12 protein-coding genes are annotated in these 16,296 nt (G+C 58.7%); 6 read left to right on the top strand and 6 right to left on the bottom strand.

All coding sequences use genetic code 11. The annotated features are described in order from the left end of the window. Positions 1-114 precede the first annotated feature (114 nt). Both AKL27_RS14370 and AKL27_RS14365 read right to left on the bottom strand, forming a co-directional pair. Positions 115-1,272 (bottom strand): MFS transporter, encoded by a 1,158-nt coding sequence (locus AKL27_RS14370; RefSeq protein ID WP_050463535.1) that lies wholly within the window; start codon positions 1,270-1,272, stop codon positions 115-117. A gap of 109 nt (positions 1,273-1,381) precedes the next feature. Continuing rightward, positions 1,382-3,190 carry a tetratricopeptide repeat protein gene (locus tag AKL27_RS14365; protein WP_232310995.1) on the bottom strand — a complete coding sequence of 603 codons (1,809 nt, stop codon included), beginning with the start codon at positions 3,188-3,190 and terminating at the stop codon, positions 1,382-1,384. Positions 3,191-3,390: 200 nt separating this feature from the next. On the opposite strand from AKL27_RS14365, the gene AKL27_RS14360 reads away from it, so the two are divergent. Together AKL27_RS14360 and AKL27_RS14350 are read left to right on the top strand one after the other, a co-directional pair. Beyond that, positions 3,391-4,074, top strand: a complete 684-nt coding sequence (locus AKL27_RS14360) for a fumarylacetoacetate hydrolase family protein (RefSeq protein WP_050463533.1) — start codon at positions 3,391-3,393, stop codon at positions 4,072-4,074. Positions 4,075-4,349: 275 nt separating this feature from the next. Next, positions 4,350-5,858: a DEAD/DEAH box helicase gene (locus AKL27_RS14350; RefSeq protein ID WP_050463531.1), complete on the top strand. Its 1,509-nt coding sequence runs from the start codon at positions 4,350-4,352 to the stop codon at positions 5,856-5,858. Between the two features lie 33 nt (positions 5,859-5,891). Here AKL27_RS14350 and gluQRS read toward each other — a convergent pair whose 3' ends face one another. Both gluQRS and AKL27_RS14340 read right to left on the bottom strand, forming a co-directional pair. Next, the gene (gluQRS, locus tag AKL27_RS14345) at positions 5,892-6,785 is read right to left on the bottom strand and encodes a tRNA glutamyl-Q(34) synthetase GluQRS (RefSeq protein ID WP_050463606.1); all 894 of its coding nucleotides are present in this window, start codon (positions 6,783-6,785) and stop codon (positions 5,892-5,894) included. A gap of 13 nt (positions 6,786-6,798) precedes the next feature. Then, on the bottom strand, positions 6,799-7,722 hold the full coding sequence (locus tag AKL27_RS14340; protein ID WP_050463530.1) for a LysR family transcriptional regulator: 924 nt from the start codon (positions 7,720-7,722) through the stop codon (positions 6,799-6,801). A 121-nt stretch (positions 7,723-7,843) separates the two neighbouring features. Here AKL27_RS14340 and AKL27_RS14335 point away from each other — a divergent pair, with 121 nt between their 5' ends. Next, positions 7,844-8,545 carry a pirin family protein gene (locus AKL27_RS14335; protein ID WP_050463529.1) on the top strand — a complete coding sequence of 234 codons (702 nt, stop codon included), beginning with the start codon at positions 7,844-7,846 and terminating at the stop codon, positions 8,543-8,545. Positions 8,546-8,631: 86 nt separating this feature from the next. Then, on the top strand, positions 8,632-9,207 hold the full coding sequence (locus AKL27_RS14330; RefSeq protein WP_050463528.1) for a flavodoxin family protein: 576 nt from the start codon (positions 8,632-8,634) through the stop codon (positions 9,205-9,207). 75 nt (positions 9,208-9,282) lie between these two features. Here AKL27_RS14330 and AKL27_RS14325 read toward each other — a convergent pair whose 3' ends face one another. Continuing rightward, positions 9,283-10,167 (bottom strand): sulfurtransferase, encoded by an 885-nt coding sequence (locus tag AKL27_RS14325; protein WP_050463527.1) that lies wholly within the window; start codon positions 10,165-10,167, stop codon positions 9,283-9,285. 183 nt (positions 10,168-10,350) lie between these two features. Between AKL27_RS14325 and dnaE the strand changes: the two genes are divergently transcribed. Both dnaE and AKL27_RS14315 read left to right on the top strand, forming a co-directional pair. Further along, entirely contained in the window at positions 10,351-13,809 is a 3,459-nt protein-coding gene (gene dnaE / locus AKL27_RS14320; RefSeq protein WP_050463526.1) for a DNA polymerase III subunit alpha, read from the top strand. A gap of 86 nt (positions 13,810-13,895) precedes the next feature. Next, the gene (locus AKL27_RS14315; RefSeq protein WP_050463525.1) at positions 13,896-15,107 is read left to right on the top strand and encodes an O-antigen ligase family protein; all 1,212 of its coding nucleotides are present in this window, start codon (positions 13,896-13,898) and stop codon (positions 15,105-15,107) included. A 92-nt stretch (positions 15,108-15,199) separates the two neighbouring features. Here the strand turns inward: AKL27_RS14315 and AKL27_RS14310 are convergent, their stop codons facing one another. Further along, positions 15,200-16,165 carry an AraC family transcriptional regulator gene (locus AKL27_RS14310; RefSeq protein ID WP_050463524.1) on the bottom strand — a complete coding sequence of 322 codons (966 nt, stop codon included), beginning with the start codon at positions 16,163-16,165 and terminating at the stop codon, positions 15,200-15,202. Between the last annotated feature and the right edge of the window lie 131 nt (positions 16,166-16,296).

Genomic DNA, 16,296 nt, shown 5'->3' with positions numbered 1-16,296 from the left:
AGCCGGCCACGACATACTGCTCGCGGTGGCCGGCATTGCATACCGGCGTTCGATGGTTTTCATCTGCAATGGTTCGTTGCTGCCGGCAATCTTTGGCACCGCCGCCACTGAAAATCAGGCGGTGGCGCGCCCCCGGCGGTCCAGTTGCGCCGACAGCAATACCGTACCCAGCGCCAGCATCGCGACGGCGGCACCCAATAACGGCAAATCAGTCAGCGGCAGTCCGGCCGAAATGGCCAGGCCGCCAAGCCAGGCACCGGTGGCATTGCCCATGTTGAAGGCGCCCTGATTCAGCGTCGATGCCAGATTGGGCGCTTCACGCGCCTTGTCGAGCACGCGGATTTGCGCTGCCGGCACGACGGCAAAGGCCACGGCGCCCCAGACAAACATGGTGATCAGGGTCGGCACCGGCAGATGACTGCTCCAGGAAAACTGCACCAGGACCAGCGCGATACAGACAAACAGCGCTGCCAGTACCGGCATCAGACGCCAGTCGGCCAGCCTGCCGCCGGCCAGACCACCGACCGTGATGCCGGCGCCGAACAGCAGCAAGACCCAGCTTTCCTGTTGTGCGCTGAAACCGGTGACGTCCAGCAAAATGTAAGCGATGTAGGTGAGCACGCTAAACATGCTGATCGATGCCAGGGTGCTGATCAGCAACGACAGTTGCACCTGGGTTTGCGCAATGGCACGGAATTCCTGGAAGATGCTGCCGCCTTGCATCGGGATTTTTTTCGGCAGGCAAATCCAGAGCATCAACACCGCCAGCAAACCGATCACGGTAATGGCCGCGAACGTCGAGCGCCAGCCGGCGGCGTGACCGAGTGCCGTGCCGAAGGGCACGCCGAGAATGTTGGCGACGGTCAGTCCGGTAAACATCAGCGCGACGGCTTGCGCGCGTTTTTCACGCGGCACCAGCTCTGCCGCGACCACGGCACCGATGCCGAAGAACGCGGCATGGCAAAACGCGGTGACCACGCGCGCGACCATCAGCAGATTGTAGGTGGGGGCGATGGCGCACAGAATATTGCCGACGATGAACAGGCTCATCAAGCCGACCAGCGCTTGTTTGCGTGGCCAGCGGGCAGTGATGATGGCCAGCAGCGGGGCGCCGGCGGCGACGCCCAGCGCATAACCGGATACCAGCATGCCGGCCGCCGGCGCCGAGACGCCGAGATCGCGGGCAACGTCGGGCAGCAGGCCCATGATGACAAATTCGGTGGTGCCGATGCCAAAGGCAGCTACAGCCAGTGCAAACAGGGGCCATTGCATTTCAGAACATCCTTGCGAGTGAACAGCCCCAAAGTTTACACGCGGACGTCGCGGCTTGCAGGCGAGTACGGAAAACGCCGCGCCGGCGTCATCCGCGCTCGCTGCAGACTCAGGTGCGGGTCGCTTGCAGTTGGCCTAACTCTTGATTGACGCGGGCAATGACGCCATCCCAGTCGCCCGGTGCGGTCTGGCGAAAAATGCGCAGCGACGGATACCATGGCGAGTCTTCGCGTTCCAGCAGCCAGCGCCAGCAGGTATTGAGGCGATTGAGCAGCCAGGTCGGCTTGTTGAGGGCGGCGGCCAGATGGCACACGGAAGTGTCGACCGTGATGACCAGATCCAGTTGCGAGATCAGTGCGGCGGTATCGGAAAAATCGTAGAAGAAGCGCGAATGATCGATCACCCGCTGCGCCAGCGGATGACTTCTGAGCTGATGTTGAGCGGCATCGCCCAGTTGCAGCGAATAAAAATCGATGCCTTCCTGTTCCAGCAACGGTGCCAGCGTAGCAAAGCTGATCGAACGCAAGGCATCCAGACGCGTGGCTTCCGGATTGCTGGTACGGGGATTGCCGGCCCACACCAGACCCACGCGCAGTGTGGCGGGCGCCAGGCGTTCGCTCCACTGCGCGGCTTGCCGGGCATCCGCCTGAAAATACGGTTCGGTCGGAATGTCCTGTTCGACGCGCATGCCGCACGCCAGCGGCAGGCTGATCAGCGGGCAGTGATAATCGAAGTGCGGCAAGAGCTGACCGGCAGACACCACCATGCTGACCCCGGCCAGCGATGACAGCAGCGATTTCAGTTGCGGTTGCACTTCCAGAATGACACGTGCGCCGCGCGCTGCGACCAGCGGTACAAAGCGCGAGAACTGCAACGTGTCGCCGAAACCTTGTTCGGCATACAGCAGAATCGTCTTGCCTTCCAGCGACTCCTGACCCAGCCACAAGGGCTTGTGAAATTGGCGGCGGTGCTCCTTCAATTGCTCGGTTTGCCAACGCCATTCGTACTTTTCCCAGCCCGCTTCGAACTGGCCCAGACGCAAGCGGCACAGGCCTTCATTCCATTGCGGCGAAGCAGCCTCGGGGTCAAGTGCCTGGGCGCGGGCGTAGCTTTCCAGTGCTTCTTCATGCCGCTGCAAATCTTCCAGCACGATGCCGCGATTGAACAAGGCGCTGCCCTCGTCAGGCTGGATCGCCAGTGCCTGATCATAGCTTTGCAGTGCTGCTTCCGGTTGCTTGAGATTGTGCTGGACGTAGCCGCTGTTGACCCGTGCCTGTACGAACTCGGGTTCGATTGCCAGCGCCCGCTGATAAGTCGCCAGTGCTTCGTCGAGACGGTTCAGATCTTTGAGTGCATTGCCCATGTTGAACAAGGCTTCCAGGAATTCCGGTTGCAGTTCCAGCGTCTTGCGATAACCTTCCAGCGCTTCCGGAATGCGCTGGAGATCGTGCAAGGTATTGGCATGCTTGAACAGCGCTTCGGCGAAATCGGGCTTGGCCGCCAGCAGGCGCTGATAGCACTGCAATGCTTCCGGATAACGCTGCATGGCGCGCAGCACATTGCCGCGCCGGAACTGCGCATCGCTGAAATCGGGGCGCAGCAGCAATACCAGATCGTAGCTGCCGAGCGCTTCCGGATAACGCCGCAATTCTTCCAGTGCCGTGGCGCGATCAAACTGGGCATCGACATGCTCCGGATTGATGTTGAGCGCGCGGTCGATCAGGGTCACCGCTTCGGCATATTGTTCGCGGTGCAGGGCCAGCATGCCGAGCAGATACAGGGCCTGGAAATGGGTCGGTGCCACGCGCAAGACTTTGCGATAGAGTTCTTCTGCCTGATCCCATTTTCCGCTGCGATGCAGGGCCACCGCCTTTTGAATTTGAGCGGCGATTGCCGGGCTTTGTTGTTGCATCCTCATACACTTGGTCCTTGCGTTATCGATAATGGAACGGCGGCGGCGGGAGCTCCGGCGCAGAGCGTTCATGCTGATACTGATCGGATGAGATGATGCCATACAAAAACACGGTATTGACGGCGCTGTGAGCGGGTTCAGCAATGCGCGTTGTTTTCTTTTACACTTCCGGCAGATCCTCATTTCTTATTCACCGGAGCCCTTGCATGACTTTCGCGATACCAGCCCCCGCCATCACTACCATTCCTGTCGTCGGCGGCGATCCGTTTCCGGTGCGCCGCATTTACTGCGTAGGCCGCAACTATGCCGCCCACGCCCGCGAGATGGGGCATGATCCCGACCGCGAACCGCCGTTCTTTTTCATGAAGCCGACCGATGCCATCGTGCCGACCGGCAGCAAGGTGCCATATCCGAGCCAGACCAGCGATTATCAGCATGAAATCGAAATGGTGGTGGCGCTCGGCAAGGGCGGTCGCGATGTGCCGGTGGAGCGCGCGCTGGATCTGGTGTTCGGTTATGCGGTCGGTCTGGATATGACCCGGCGCGACATTCAGGGCGCCGCCAAGAAACTGAGCCGGCCGTGGGATATGGGCAAGGGCTTCGATCATTCCGCCCCCTGCGCGCCTCTGCTGCCAGTGGCGCAGGCCGGACATCCGACGCAAGGCGCGGTGTGGCTTAAAGTCAACGGCGAGCTCCGGCAACAGGGCGATTTGTCCGATCTGATCTGGAGTGTGGCTGAAACCATCGCCTTTTTGTCGGGACTGGTCGAGTTATTCCCGGGCGACCTGATTTATACCGGCACCCCCGAAGGCGTGGGCCCGGTAGTCAAAGGCGACCGCTTGCTAGGACATGTGGATGGCTTGCCGGATCTCGATATCACCATCGTCTGAGCCAATCACGGCAAATTGACTGTCAAAGTTATCAATTTGGCCATGCGGCATTGATCTGAAATGAAACAGTCATGAAGCCAAAGCTCTGACGGGCGTATAATAGCGGCTTGCCGGGGATGCTGTCCGGCAACCTCCTGACGTGGGCGACCGGTTTTCTGCATGAGTCGCGCCGCGTAATACGTCAACACTGAAAGCAACCTCTTCGCGAATGTGTCGTCAATCGCCATCTGTCCTGCAGATCATTTTGTCGATTCACGCCAGGTTCACCGTAAACCATGCCCGACAATCTGTCCGCTACTGAAACACCCGAAACACCTGCCGTCCGCTTTGAAGACTTCGGTCTTTCGCCCGATATCCTGCGCGCACTGACGGAGCAGGGCTACGTCCATCCAACCCCGATTCAGGCGCAAGCCATCCCTGTCATATTGCAGGGGCACGATGTCATGGGCGCAGCACAGACCGGAACCGGCAAAACTGCCGGTTTTTCATTGCCGATCATCCAGTTGCTGTTGCCGCAGGCCAGCAACAGTGCCTCGCCGGCACGCCATCCGGTACGGGCGCTGATTCTGACGCCGACCCGTGAGCTGGCCGACCAGGTTGCTGAAAACGTCAAATCCTACTGTCGCTTTACGCCGTTGCGCTCCACTGTGGTATTCGGTGGCGTCGACATGGCGCCGCAGACAGCCGCCTTGCGCGCCGGTGTCGAAATCGTGATTGCCACGCCGGGACGCCTGCTGGACCACGTGCAGCAAAAGACGCTGAATCTGTCGCAGACCGAAATTCTGGTCATGGATGAAGCCGACCGCATGCTGGACATGGGCTTCTTGCCGGACTTGCAGCGCATCATCAATCTGCTGCCGAAGAAGCGCCAGAATCTGCTGTTTTCGGCCACGTTCTCGGGCGAAATCAAAAAGCTGGCGGGCAGCTTCCAGAACAATCCGGTCACCATCGAGGTAGCGCGCAGCAATGCCACTGCCGAACGCGTGACCCAGACCATTTACAAGATCGACGAAGCCACCAAGAGTGAAGCGGTGGCTTACATCATTCGCGAGCGTCAGCTCAAGCAAGTGATCGTGTTTTCCAACACCAAGATCGGCGCTTCCAAACTGGCGCGTCTGCTGGAAAACGACGGCGTCAAGGCGTCCGCCATTCACGGCGACAAATCACAGGGCGAACGCATGGCGGCGCTGGAAGCCTTCAAGCAAGGCCAGATCGAAGTGCTGGTGGCGACCGATGTCGCGGCCCGTGGTCTGGATATCGCCGAATTGCCGTGCGTGATCAATGTCGATTTGCCGTACAACGCCGAAGATTATGTTCACCGCATCGGCCGTACCGGTCGTGCCGGCGCTTCGGGCGACGCCATTTCGCTGTATTCCGAAAAGGATGAGCGTTTGCTGGTCGATATCGAAAAACTGATCAAGATGAAGTTCGTACGCGCCGAGCTGACCGGCTTTACGCCACGCGCCCGCGCCGAGCGCAGTGATCGCGGCGAGCGTAGTGAACGTGGCGGCGAGCGCAGCGGCAATGGCAGCGCCGACCGCAGTGCGGATCGTTCTGCGCCGCGTCGCGATACCACGGCCTATGGTCGCGGTGGCAACACCGGATTTTCGTCGACGCCGACGCCGCGCCGGGAAAAAGTCGATCCATGGTTTCTCAAGCCATACGAACCAAGTGCGGCACCGGTTGTTGCCGAAACCACGAATGGCGTCAAACCGGCCGGCAAGCCATCCAAGCACAAGGTGGCAGCACTGTTGGGCGGCATGCCGAAACGTCCGGCGCCGTAATAAGGCGATAGCAGGAACCCCGGTGTTCCTGCTTCAGCGTTGTTGTTGCAGTCGTTGTAGCCAGGCCTGTTGTGCCTGCGGCCAGAAGTCGGCAACGCTCGTTGCCGGTAGCGTACCCAATCCAAGAAAACCGGCCGCCCGCTGCAATTCCGGCAGCGGTTGTTGCAAGTCCAGCGCTTGCGCGCCATGCTGCTTGGATAATTTTTCGCCGTCGGCGGTACACACCAGCGGTACATGCAGATATACCGGCACCGGATAGCCCAGCAGCCGTTGCAGGTAAATCTGACGCGCGGTCGACTCCAGCAAGTCGGCGCCGCGCACCACATGTGTCACCCCTTGCAAGGCGTCATCCACCACCACCGCCAACTGGTATGCCCAGTAACCATCAGCGCGTTTCAAGACGAAATCGCCGGCTTCGCGCGCCAGGTACTGGCTTTGCCGTCCCAGCCAGCGATCTTCAAACTGTATGAATTCGGACGCGGTACCGGCATCCGGCACGCGCACCCGCAACGCCCGGGCGATTTTTCCGGGTGCCAGCCCGGCGCGACAAGTGCCGGGATAAATCGCTGCACCATCGGCGGCGATGCCAACGCCGGAGTCGGCAATTTCACGCCGCGTGCAGCCGCAGGGGTAAACCAGTCCGTCAAGTCGGGCGCACGCGGCCTGATAGTCGGGCAGGGATTCGCTTTGCACCCGTATCGGGCCATCCCATTGCATGCCCAGCGCTGCCAGCGTATGCACGATATCGGCGGCGGCACCTGCGGCGCTGCGCGCTTCATCGATGTCTTCCATGCGTAACAGCCAGCGGCCGTCATGCGCTTTGGCATCCAGATAGCTGGCCATGGCCGCCACCAGTGAGCCGGCGTGCAAGGGGCCGGAAGGCGAGGGCGCGAAACGGCCGACGTAGTGCTCGACGGGATGGTTCATTTGATCGTGCATGTCAGCCGGCACCGCTGAGCAGCATTTGTTGAATTGCAGGTTGGGATAATTGCGCAAGAAACCATTTGAGCGATTTTCCCTGTTCTGCCTTGGGCCACGCAACTAAAAAATCGTCATGCGGTTTGCCGACCTGGGTTTGTTTTTCGATCAGGCGACCATCGGCGAGATAAGGGGCGGCCCAGTTGCGCGGCAGATGGCCGCAGCCGAGGCCGGCCAGTTGGGCCGCCAGTTTGGCGGCCACGGTGGGTACCGTCAGGGTTTCCTGGCCACTGAGCAAGCCGATCGTCATGCTCGGCAGGTTGCGGCTGCTGTCGCCGACCGCCACCGCCCGGTGTTGCCTGACCAGCTCCGGCGGCAGCGGCTCTGCTGCCTCTGCCAGCGGATGCCCGGGAGCAATCGCAAACACCCATTCGACCAGTCCCAGTGAGCGGGTCTGGAAGCGGCCGCTGGTGCGGACGATTTCCGGCCCGTCCAGCGTGGCCCCGATCACCAGGTCGGCATGGCCGGCAATGATTTCTTCCCAAGCCCCGGCCAGCACGCCCGGCGTGAAACGCAGCCGGGTGCCGGAGGCTTCGCGATCAAAGGCGGCGATCAGCGGCAACATGTTCTTGAAGGCAATGACGCTGTTGAGGACGATGCGCAATTCGGTTTCGCGGCCGGTGGCAGTGCGCTTGACGCGTTGCTCCAGATCGTCGGCGGCCAGCAGCAGATGACGCCCTTCGGTCAGCAGTTGCTGGCCGGCAGGGGTCAGTTTGGCGCGGTGGCCACGGCGGTCGAACAGCAACACGTCGAGGTCGTCTTCCAGCTTGCGCACGCTGTAGGTCAGGGCCGAGGGGACTCGGTCCAGCGCCAGCGCGGCTGCGGCAAAGCTGCCTTTGCGGTCAATGATGTCGAGAATCTGCAATGCTTCCAGCGTCAGGTTCATTGTTCAGAATATTTGAATGATTCGTCTGAATTCTGGACCTTATTCTGAAGAAGAACAAGGTCTATAGTGTGAAACATCAACAGGAAATTTGTATAAGTAGCCAAATAGCCAAGGAGCAAACATGCTGGAACTACGCAAGGCGAATGATCGCGGACATGCCAATCACGGCTGGCTCGACTCTTTTCACAGCTTTTCCTTCGCCGGTTATCACGATCCCGGGCACATGGGCTTCGGTCCGCTGCGCGTGATCAATGAAGACTGGATCGATGGCGGGCAGGGCTTCGGCACGCACGGTCACCAGAACATGGAAATCATTACCTACATGCTGGAAGGTGCGTTGGAGCACAAGGACAGCATGGGCAACGGCAGCGTGATCCGTCCCGGCGATGTGCAGCGCATGAGCGCCGGCACCGGCGTGCGGCATTCGGAGTTCAATCATTCGGCGGCTGAGCGCGCCCATCTGTTGCAAATCTGGATCATGCCGGATGTGGATGGAATTGCGCCGGGCTACGAAGAGAAGCGTTTCTCTGCCGCGGAAAAAACCGGGCGTTTGCGCCTGATTGCGTCGGCCGATGCCCGTGACGGCTCGGTCAAGATTCATCAGGATGCCAGCGTGTATGCCGGTTTGTTCGATGGCGATCAGCACGCCAGCGTGGAATTGGCGGCTGGCCGTCTGGCCTATATCCATGTCGCACGCGGCAGTCTGAAAGTGAACGGGCAGTCATTGCAGACCGGCGATGCGCTCAAGGTTGCCGGTGTAACCACATTGTCATTCACTGACGGCGACCAGGCCGAAGTGCTGTTGTTCGATTTGCCGAAGTAACTCTCTTGCGCTGCGATCCCGGTTGTCGGGATCGCAGCGTTCATCAGACCCACTGTTAAATTCAATTTCATCAGACAAGGAACATCATGAGCAAAGTTGCCATCGTTTATCACTCCGGTTACGGTCATACCAAAAAACTGGCGGAAGCCGTGCATGCCGGCGTCGCCTCGGCTGCCGACACCAGCGTCGATCTGATCGCCATCGATGCCGAAGGCAATATCACCGAGGCCCAATGGGCGCTGCTGGATGCCGCCGATGCCATCATCATGGGTTCGCCCACCTACATGGGCAGCGTGTCGTGGCAATTCAAGAAGTTTGCCGATGCCACTTCCAAGCCATGGTTTTCGCAAAAATGGAAAGACAAGATCGGTGCCGGATTCACTAATTCGGCCACCATGAACGGCGACAAACTGTCGACCCTGCATTATCTGTTCACGCTGGGCATGCAGCACAGCATGGTATGGGTCGGTACCGGCCTGATGCCGGCCAATTCCAAGGCGGCGCAACGCAATGACATCAATTTCGTCGGTTCATTTTCCGGTCTGATGGCGCAAAGCCCGTCGGACTCGTCGCCGGAAGAAGGACCGTTGCCGGGCGATCTGGACACCGCCAAGCTGTTCGGCAAGCGCGTGGCCGAGACGGCGGCACGCTTCAACAAGTAAGATCGTCCCGCTTGCGGGCAATAAAAAACCGCTGGTGACAGCGGTTTTTTTACGTCTGCAAAACTATTGCTGTTTTCAGGCGTGGCTTTGTGTCGCCGGCGCAGCGGACGATGCCGGTTCAGTCGCGCAATGCGGGCAGGACTTGCCGGCCACATAGGCGGGCGACAACTGCTCGCGTGGCGTGACTACGGCGCGGCAGGCGAAGCATTGTACGGTCGCGGTTTCCTGCAATTGCGGATTGAGCGCGGTGCGGTAATCGAAAACGAAGCAATCGCCGGTGTAATGGGCGCCGCCGACATCTTCGAAATACTTCAAAATGCCGCCGTCGAGTTGATAGACGCTGTCGAAACCGACGTTTTGCATGTGGATCGCGGCTTTTTCGCAGCGGATGCCGCCGGTACAGAAGGTCACCACGGTCTTGCCGTCGAGTTCGGCCTTGTGGTCGGCGATGACTTGCGGGAATTCGGTGAATTTGCTGATGCGGTAATCGATGGTGTTGTCGAACGTACCGACATCGACTTCAAAGGCATTGCGGGTATCGACCATCACCACCGGTTTGCCGTTGTCGTCATGACCCTGATCGAGCCAGCGCTTCAGGGTCAGCGGCTCGACGAACGGCGCGCGGCCTTCTTCCGGCTTGATCAGCGGATACTTCATCGTGATGATCTCGGCCTTGAGCTTGACCAGCATGCGGTTGAACGGCTGGTGCTCGGACTCGCTTTCCTTGACTTCGATATCAGCAAAGCGCGGATCGGCGCGCAGCCAGCCAAGAAACGCATCGATATCGGCGCGTTTGCCGGCCAGAAACAAATTGATGCCTTCCGGGCTCAGAATGACGGTGCCGCGCAAATTGTGTTTTTGACAAAATTCCAGGAATTGCGGACGTTTTTCGACCGTATCGCTGAAAGTGATGAATTTGTACGCGGCGATATTGATGTAAGAAGTGGCTGGCGACTGCATGACTGATTGTGCTCTAACTCATTGAATTGACAGCATTATAAACTTGTCGCGGGCAGCTTCGCGACAAATCGCGTGAAGCTTGATGCAGATCAACGTCGGTGGGACAGTGTGATCCGGGGTTTGCTTACCGCTGCTGACAATTGTTCGCCTCTCCGGATGTCATAGACCTGTAAAATATCGCCCATGACTACACCGCAATTCGTACACCTTCGCCTGCATTCCGAATATTCCATCGTCGACGGACTGGTCCGCATCGATGACGTCGTCAAGGAGGCCGCCAAAGACGGCCAGGCCGCCCTTGGCATTACCGACCTGTCCAATCTGTTTGGCATGGTCAAGTTTTACAAAGCCGCACGCGGCAAAGGCGTCAAGCCGATCATCGGTTGCGACGTCTGGATCAGCAATGACGACGACCGCGACAAACCGTCGCGCTTGCTGTTGCTGGTCAAAAACAATCATGGCTATTTGCAGTTATGCGATTTGCTGAGCCGCGCCTGGCTCACCAATCTGCATCGCGGCCGCGCCGAAATTCGTACCGAATGGCTGGAAGAATTGCAGCAGCAAGAGGGCGGTACCGGGTTGATCGCGTTGTCGGGCGCGCACTTCGGTGATGTCGGAATCGCCATTGAAAATGGCAATGTGGCTGCCGCCGAACGCTGCGCCCAACGCTGGGCCGCGATTTTCCCGGATTCGTTCTACATTGAAATCCAGCGCGCCGGCCAGCCCAACATGGATATTCAGGTGCGGCAATCGGTCGCGCTGGCGGCCAGGTTGCAACTGCCGGTGGTGGCGACGCATCCGATCCAGTTCCTGACGCAAGGCGAATTTGTCGCGCATGAAGCGCGGACTTGCATCGCCGAGGGTGAAATTCTGGCCAATGCACGTCGCGTGAGGCGTTTCAACGAACAACAGAATTTCAAGAGCCAGGCCGAAATGGCGGAGCTGTTTGCCGATTTGCCGGGCGCAGTGCAGAACTCGATTGAAATTGCCAAGCGCTGCAATCTGATGCTGACGCTGGGCAAGCCGCAATTGCCGAATTTCCCGACCCCGGATGGCATGACCATCGATGATTTTCTGGTGGCAGAAACCAAGGCCGGCCTTGAAGACCGTCTCAAGCAATTATTCCCCGACGAAGCCAAACGCGAGAAGGAACGGGCCCGGTACGAAGAACGGCTGAAGTTCGAAAACGATACCATCATCAAGATGAAGTTTCCGGGCTACTTCCTGATCGTGGCCGACTTTATCCGCTGGGCCAAGAACAATGGCGTCCCGGTCGGACCGGGCCGCGGTTCCGGTGCCGGTTCGCTGGTGGCGTACTCGCTGTCGATTACCGATCTGGATCCGCTGCAATACAACCTGCTGTTCGAGCGTTTCCTGAACCCGGAACGGGTATCGATGCCCGACTTCGATATCGACTTTTGCCAGGAAGGCCGCGACCGCGTGATTCAGTACGTCAAGGAGCGTTACGGCAAGGAAGCGGTATCGCAGATCGCCACCTTCGGTACCATGGCGGCCAAGGGCGCGGTGCGTGACGTCGGCCGCGTGCTGGATCTGGGCTACAACTTTTGCGATGGCATTTCCAAACTGATTCCGTTCAAGCCGGGCAAACTGGTGACGCTGGCCGACGCCATCGAAGAAGAGCCGTTGCTCAAGGAGCGGCTGGACAATGAAGAAGAAGTGAAGCAGCTGATGGGGCTGGCGCAACAGGTCGAAGGCATCGCCCGCAATATCGGCATGCATGCCGGGGGCGTGTTGATCGCCCCCGGCAAACTGACTGATTTCTGCCCGTTGTACACCCAGGGCGGCGACGCCGGCGTGGTATCGCAGTACGACAAAGATGACGTCGAAGCCGTCGGTCTGGTGAAGTTCGACTTTTTGGGTCTGACCACGCTGACCATTCTGGATCGCGCCGTGCGTTACATCAAGCAACTCGATCCGGCCATGGCCGATTTCGATCTGGCGCGATTGCCGCTCAATGACCGCGCCTCTTATGAGTTGCTGACCAAGGCCAAAACGGTCGCCGTATTCCAGCTGGAAAGCCGCGGCATGCAAGGCATGCTGAAAGACGCCCGGCCCGACCGTTTTGAAGACATTATTGCGCTGGTGGCCTTGTATCGTCCGGGTCCGATGGACCTGATTCCGGACTTCTGCAAACGCAAGCACGGTGAGCGTTTTGATTATCCTGACCCGCGCACTGAAGGCATTCTGTCCGAAACCTACGGCATCATGGTGTATCAGGAGCAGGTGATGCAGATGGCGCAGGTGGTGGGCGGCTACTCGCTCGGCGGCGCTGACTTGCTGCGGCGCGCGATGGGTAAGAAAAAAGCGGAAGAAATGGCTGAGCATCGCCAGATCTTCCGCGAAGGTGCCGCCAAGGATGGCTTGTCGCAAGAGAAGGCCGACGAAATCTTCGACTTGATGGAAAAGTTCGCAGGCTACGGCTTCAACAAGTCACATGCTGCTGCTTACGCGCTGCTGTCGTATCACACGGCCTTCCTCAAGGCGCATCACCCGGCCGCGTTCATGGCAGCCAACTTGTCGCTGGCCATGGACGATACCGACAAGATCAAGATTCTGGTGGAAGACGCGCTCGACATTTGCGGCCTGACCTTGCTGCCGCCGGACATCAATTTGTCCGACTACCGTTTCACACCGGTGGGCGAGCCGGGCAAGAAGGCGATGCAGATTCGTTACGGGCTGGGCGCCGTAAAAGGCTCGGGACAAAGCGCAATCGAAGCCATCGTCGCAGCGCGCGGTGACAAGCCGTTCAAGGATTTGTTCGACTTTGCCAAGCGCATCGACAAGCGGCAGATCAACCGCCGCACCATTGATTCGCTGATTCGCGCCGGTGCCTTCGATTGCTTCGGCGTTGACCGCGCCGTATTGCAGGCGACGGTCGGCCTGGCCTGGGAAAGTGCCGAACAGGCAGAAGCCTCGGCCAATCAGGTCAGTCTGTTTGGGGGCGATGACAGCGATCTGGAAGCGCCGCTGGAATATATCAACGTGCGGCCATGGACCGACAAGCAAAAACTCACCGAAGAAAAGATCGCGCTCGGTTTTTATCTGTCCGGTCATTTGTTCAATGCCTACGAGCGTGAAGTGCGCCAGTTTGTCCGCACCAGGATTGCCAATCTGGAACCCTCGCGCGAACCGCGTTCGCTGGCCGGCATCATCGTCGGCGTGCGGGTGCAGATGACACAGCGCGGCAAGTTGCTGATCGTGACGCTCGATGACGGCAGCGCCGTCGCCGATGTGACGGTGTACAGCGAACTGGTCGAGCCCAACAAGGCCTTCTTCAAGGAAGACGAGTTGCTGATCGTGCAGGGCAAGGTATCGGAAGACCGCTTCTCGGGCGGCCTGCGCATTTCTGCCGAAAAAGTCATGGATATCGGCGCTGCCCGGATCCAGTATGGTCAACGCGTGGTGGTGTCGATCTCGAAACAGGTCGAACCGGCCTATCTCAAGGAAACGCTGTCTGCATACCGCATGCCGCAGGGTTTGCCGTTCGTGATGCGCTACGATCAGCCGGGTGTCGGTTGCGAAGTCATGCTTGGGGACGCATGGCGCGTGGTGCCGGCTGATGCCTTGCAGTCGTCGCTGGCGGAGTCGTTTGGCAAGGATGCGGTCGCGATTGAGTACTAAGTGAATGCGAGTTTGGTAAAATGCGGCGCTTCAATGTTGATAAAAATCAATAACTATATGCAACTACTACGCCGAAAGGTCGTTTGATGATTGGCTATACCTCGTTTGCCGTATTTCTGTTTTTTGCCATTTCACTGATCATCCCCAGCGGATTCTCGGTAGGGGCTACCGCCTTGCTGTTGGGCGGGCTGGTATTGTTCCGACGTGATGTGCGCTTGCGTCTTGATAGCGAAGACCGGCTGTTGATTGCCGTGTTGTTGTTCTATTTCGTGGTCGCGGTAATCATGAATCTGATCCATGGTGAAATCATCAAGGAATATGATTTGCCATTGCGGTTCTTGCTGGCAATCCCGGCGTTGCTGGTGTTGCGCGTCTATCCGCCGACACCGCGTTACTTCTGGGCCGGCCTGGCGATTGGCGGCATCCTGGCAGGCTTGTTTACGGGATGGCAAAACCTGTTCGTCTTGCACGGCCGGGCCAACGGTTACACCAATGCGATCCAGTATGGAAATATCAGCTTCATCATTGGCATGCTTTGCCTGGCGGGCCTCGGCTGGGCCAAAGAACAGTCGCGCGCCAATGTGTGGGTGCTGTTCCTGATTGTCGGTGCCGTGATGGGTATGTTGGGCTCGATGTTCACCGGTAGCCGCGGCAGCTGGGTCGGTTTGCCGGTCTGTCTTTACCTGCTGTATCGCTGCTATGGCGGCACCATCAGCAAACGCTATCTGGTGGGGATCATCTCGGCCCTGGTGGTGATTTGTGCCGTCATTTACATGATTCCGCGCACCGATGTCAAAGCACGGGTGCAATTGGCATTTGCCGAAGCGCAAGACTATGCGAAGACGCGCAATGCTGACTCGTCGATTGGAACCCGCATGGAAATGTGGCGTGCCGGTGCTCTGGCGGCACAGGAACGGCCATTGCTGGGTTGGGGCAAAGCAGGTTTCGTGGTGCGTGAAACCGAATTGATCAACGAAGGCAAAGTCAGTCCATTGATGAAGGATAACAACCACGTTTATAACGAGTGGCTGGATGCCATCGTCAAGCGCGGCGTTCCTGGCCTGCTGGTATTGCTGGCGTTGTATCTGGTGCCTTTGTATTTATTTGCCGGCTATCTCAGGCGCGGTTCTGCGGCGCAGCGGCCTTATGCCTTGTGCGGTCTGATGCTGATTGTTTGCTATATCGGTTTCGGCTTTTCGCAGGTATTCATGGCGCATAACACAGGTGTCATGACACTCGGTTTCACGCTGGTCATCCTGTGGGGTTTGCTCAAGGCGGAAGAGCGTCCTTTCGCGTGACGTAACGGATTGCCGCAATTGAAAGGCGCTGCGCGGCAGCGCCTTTTTCATTTCTGTCTCACGCCGGCTGTGTACATCGTCAGCCTCTCACCTCAGTGAGACGATACATAAATCGACGCCGCATGCGCCGGCGGCACGGCAAACTCGGCCCGCATGCGCTTCACTTCTTCCCGCGGGCTTCGTCCGAACAGACGCTTGAACTCTCTGCTGAATTGCGACGGGCTGTCATAGCCGACTTCGGCGCTGGCTGTTGCAGCGGTGATGCTGTTGCGTACCATCAGTAGTCTTGCCTGATGCAAGCGCGTGGATTTCAAGTATTGCATCGGTGTGGTATTGGTTACTGCCTTGAAGTGCACGTGAAATGCGGGCACGCTCATGCCGGCTTCGCTGGCCAGTTGCTCCACGCTCAGTTCCTGCTGGTACAAGGCGTGGATGCGACGCAGCGCTCGCACCACTTTGCCGAATTGCCCATGCATGCCAAGCGCGGCTCTCATCGATGGTCCCTGATCACCGGTCAGGATGCGGAAGTAGATTTCGCGCACCAGCGCGGGACCGATGATCTCCGCTTCCATTGACCGGCTCATGGCTTCGAGCAGGCGTAATACGGAATCATTGAGTCTGCGATCCATGCGGCTCGACATCATGCCTTGCGGTTTGCCCGATGCCACACCACCCAACTGATCTATCTGCAGCATCAGATCGGCAGCGATCTTGAAGTCCAGGTGCATGTAAATCGCCAGCAGCGGTTCTTGTTCGCTGGCATCGGTTTCCATCGTGAACGGCACCGGCACTGACACCACCAGGCATTGTCGTTCGTCATAGAGGTAAGTCTGGTCGCCGAAAAAGCCGCGTTTTTTTCCCTGACACACGATCACGATGCCCGGATCGTAGAGAACCGGGACCGATTTGAGTGGACGATTCGAGCGCAAAAAACGAATGTCGGGCAACACCGTAAGGTTGTATCCCTCGACCGGCGCCAGTTGTCCGAGCAGGGCTGCCATGCGCTGTCGCTGGCATTCCTGCGCTTGCGGGTCGTACTGCTCCGGCTGATTCTCCATGGCGGCTCCCGGGCTGCATGCGTAAGGTTCGGATATTGCCACTAAATGACCAGAAATATCTGAGTCAATAGTATTGGGCAATAAACATATATCCAGCGCCATCGACCGTAATCCCGGCCAATCCTATCATT

Origin of the sequence: Herbaspirillum autotrophicum (assembly GCF_001189915.1) — a bacterium.
Lineage (GTDB): Bacteria > Pseudomonadota > Gammaproteobacteria > Burkholderiales > Burkholderiaceae_D > Herbaspirillum > Herbaspirillum autotrophicum.
This window is presented reverse-complemented; position numbering and strand designations above follow the sequence as displayed.

Bases quoted from the DNA above. Each gene is read 5' to 3' on its own strand.
- AKL27_RS14370 (WP_050463535.1), bottom strand. From the start codon at position 1,272: ATGCAATGGCCCCTGTTTGCACTGGCTGTAGCTGCCTTTGGCATCGGC.
- AKL27_RS14365 (WP_232310995.1), bottom strand. From the start codon at position 3,190: ATGAGGATGCAACAACAAAGCCCGGCAATCGCCGCTCAAATTCAAAAG.
- AKL27_RS14360 (WP_050463533.1), top strand. From the start codon at position 3,391: ATGACTTTCGCGATACCAGCCCCCGCCATCACTACCATTCCTGTCGTC.
- AKL27_RS14350 (WP_050463531.1), top strand. From the start codon at position 4,350: ATGCCCGACAATCTGTCCGCTACTGAAACACCCGAAACACCTGCCGTC.
- gluQRS (WP_050463606.1), bottom strand. From the start codon at position 6,785: ATGAACCATCCCGTCGAGCACTACGTCGGCCGTTTCGCGCCCTCGCCT.
- AKL27_RS14340 (WP_050463530.1), bottom strand. From the start codon at position 7,722: ATGAACCTGACGCTGGAAGCATTGCAGATTCTCGACATCATTGACCGC.
- AKL27_RS14335 (WP_050463529.1), top strand. From the start codon at position 7,844: ATGCTGGAACTACGCAAGGCGAATGATCGCGGACATGCCAATCACGGC.
- AKL27_RS14330 (WP_050463528.1), top strand. From the start codon at position 8,632: ATGAGCAAAGTTGCCATCGTTTATCACTCCGGTTACGGTCATACCAAA.
- AKL27_RS14325 (WP_050463527.1), bottom strand. From the start codon at position 10,167: ATGCAGTCGCCAGCCACTTCTTACATCAATATCGCCGCGTACAAATTC.
- dnaE (WP_050463526.1), top strand. From the start codon at position 10,351: ATGACTACACCGCAATTCGTACACCTTCGCCTGCATTCCGAATATTCC.
- AKL27_RS14315 (WP_050463525.1), top strand. From the start codon at position 13,896: ATGATTGGCTATACCTCGTTTGCCGTATTTCTGTTTTTTGCCATTTCA.
- AKL27_RS14310 (WP_050463524.1), bottom strand. From the start codon at position 16,165: ATGGAGAATCAGCCGGAGCAGTACGACCCGCAAGCGCAGGAATGCCAG.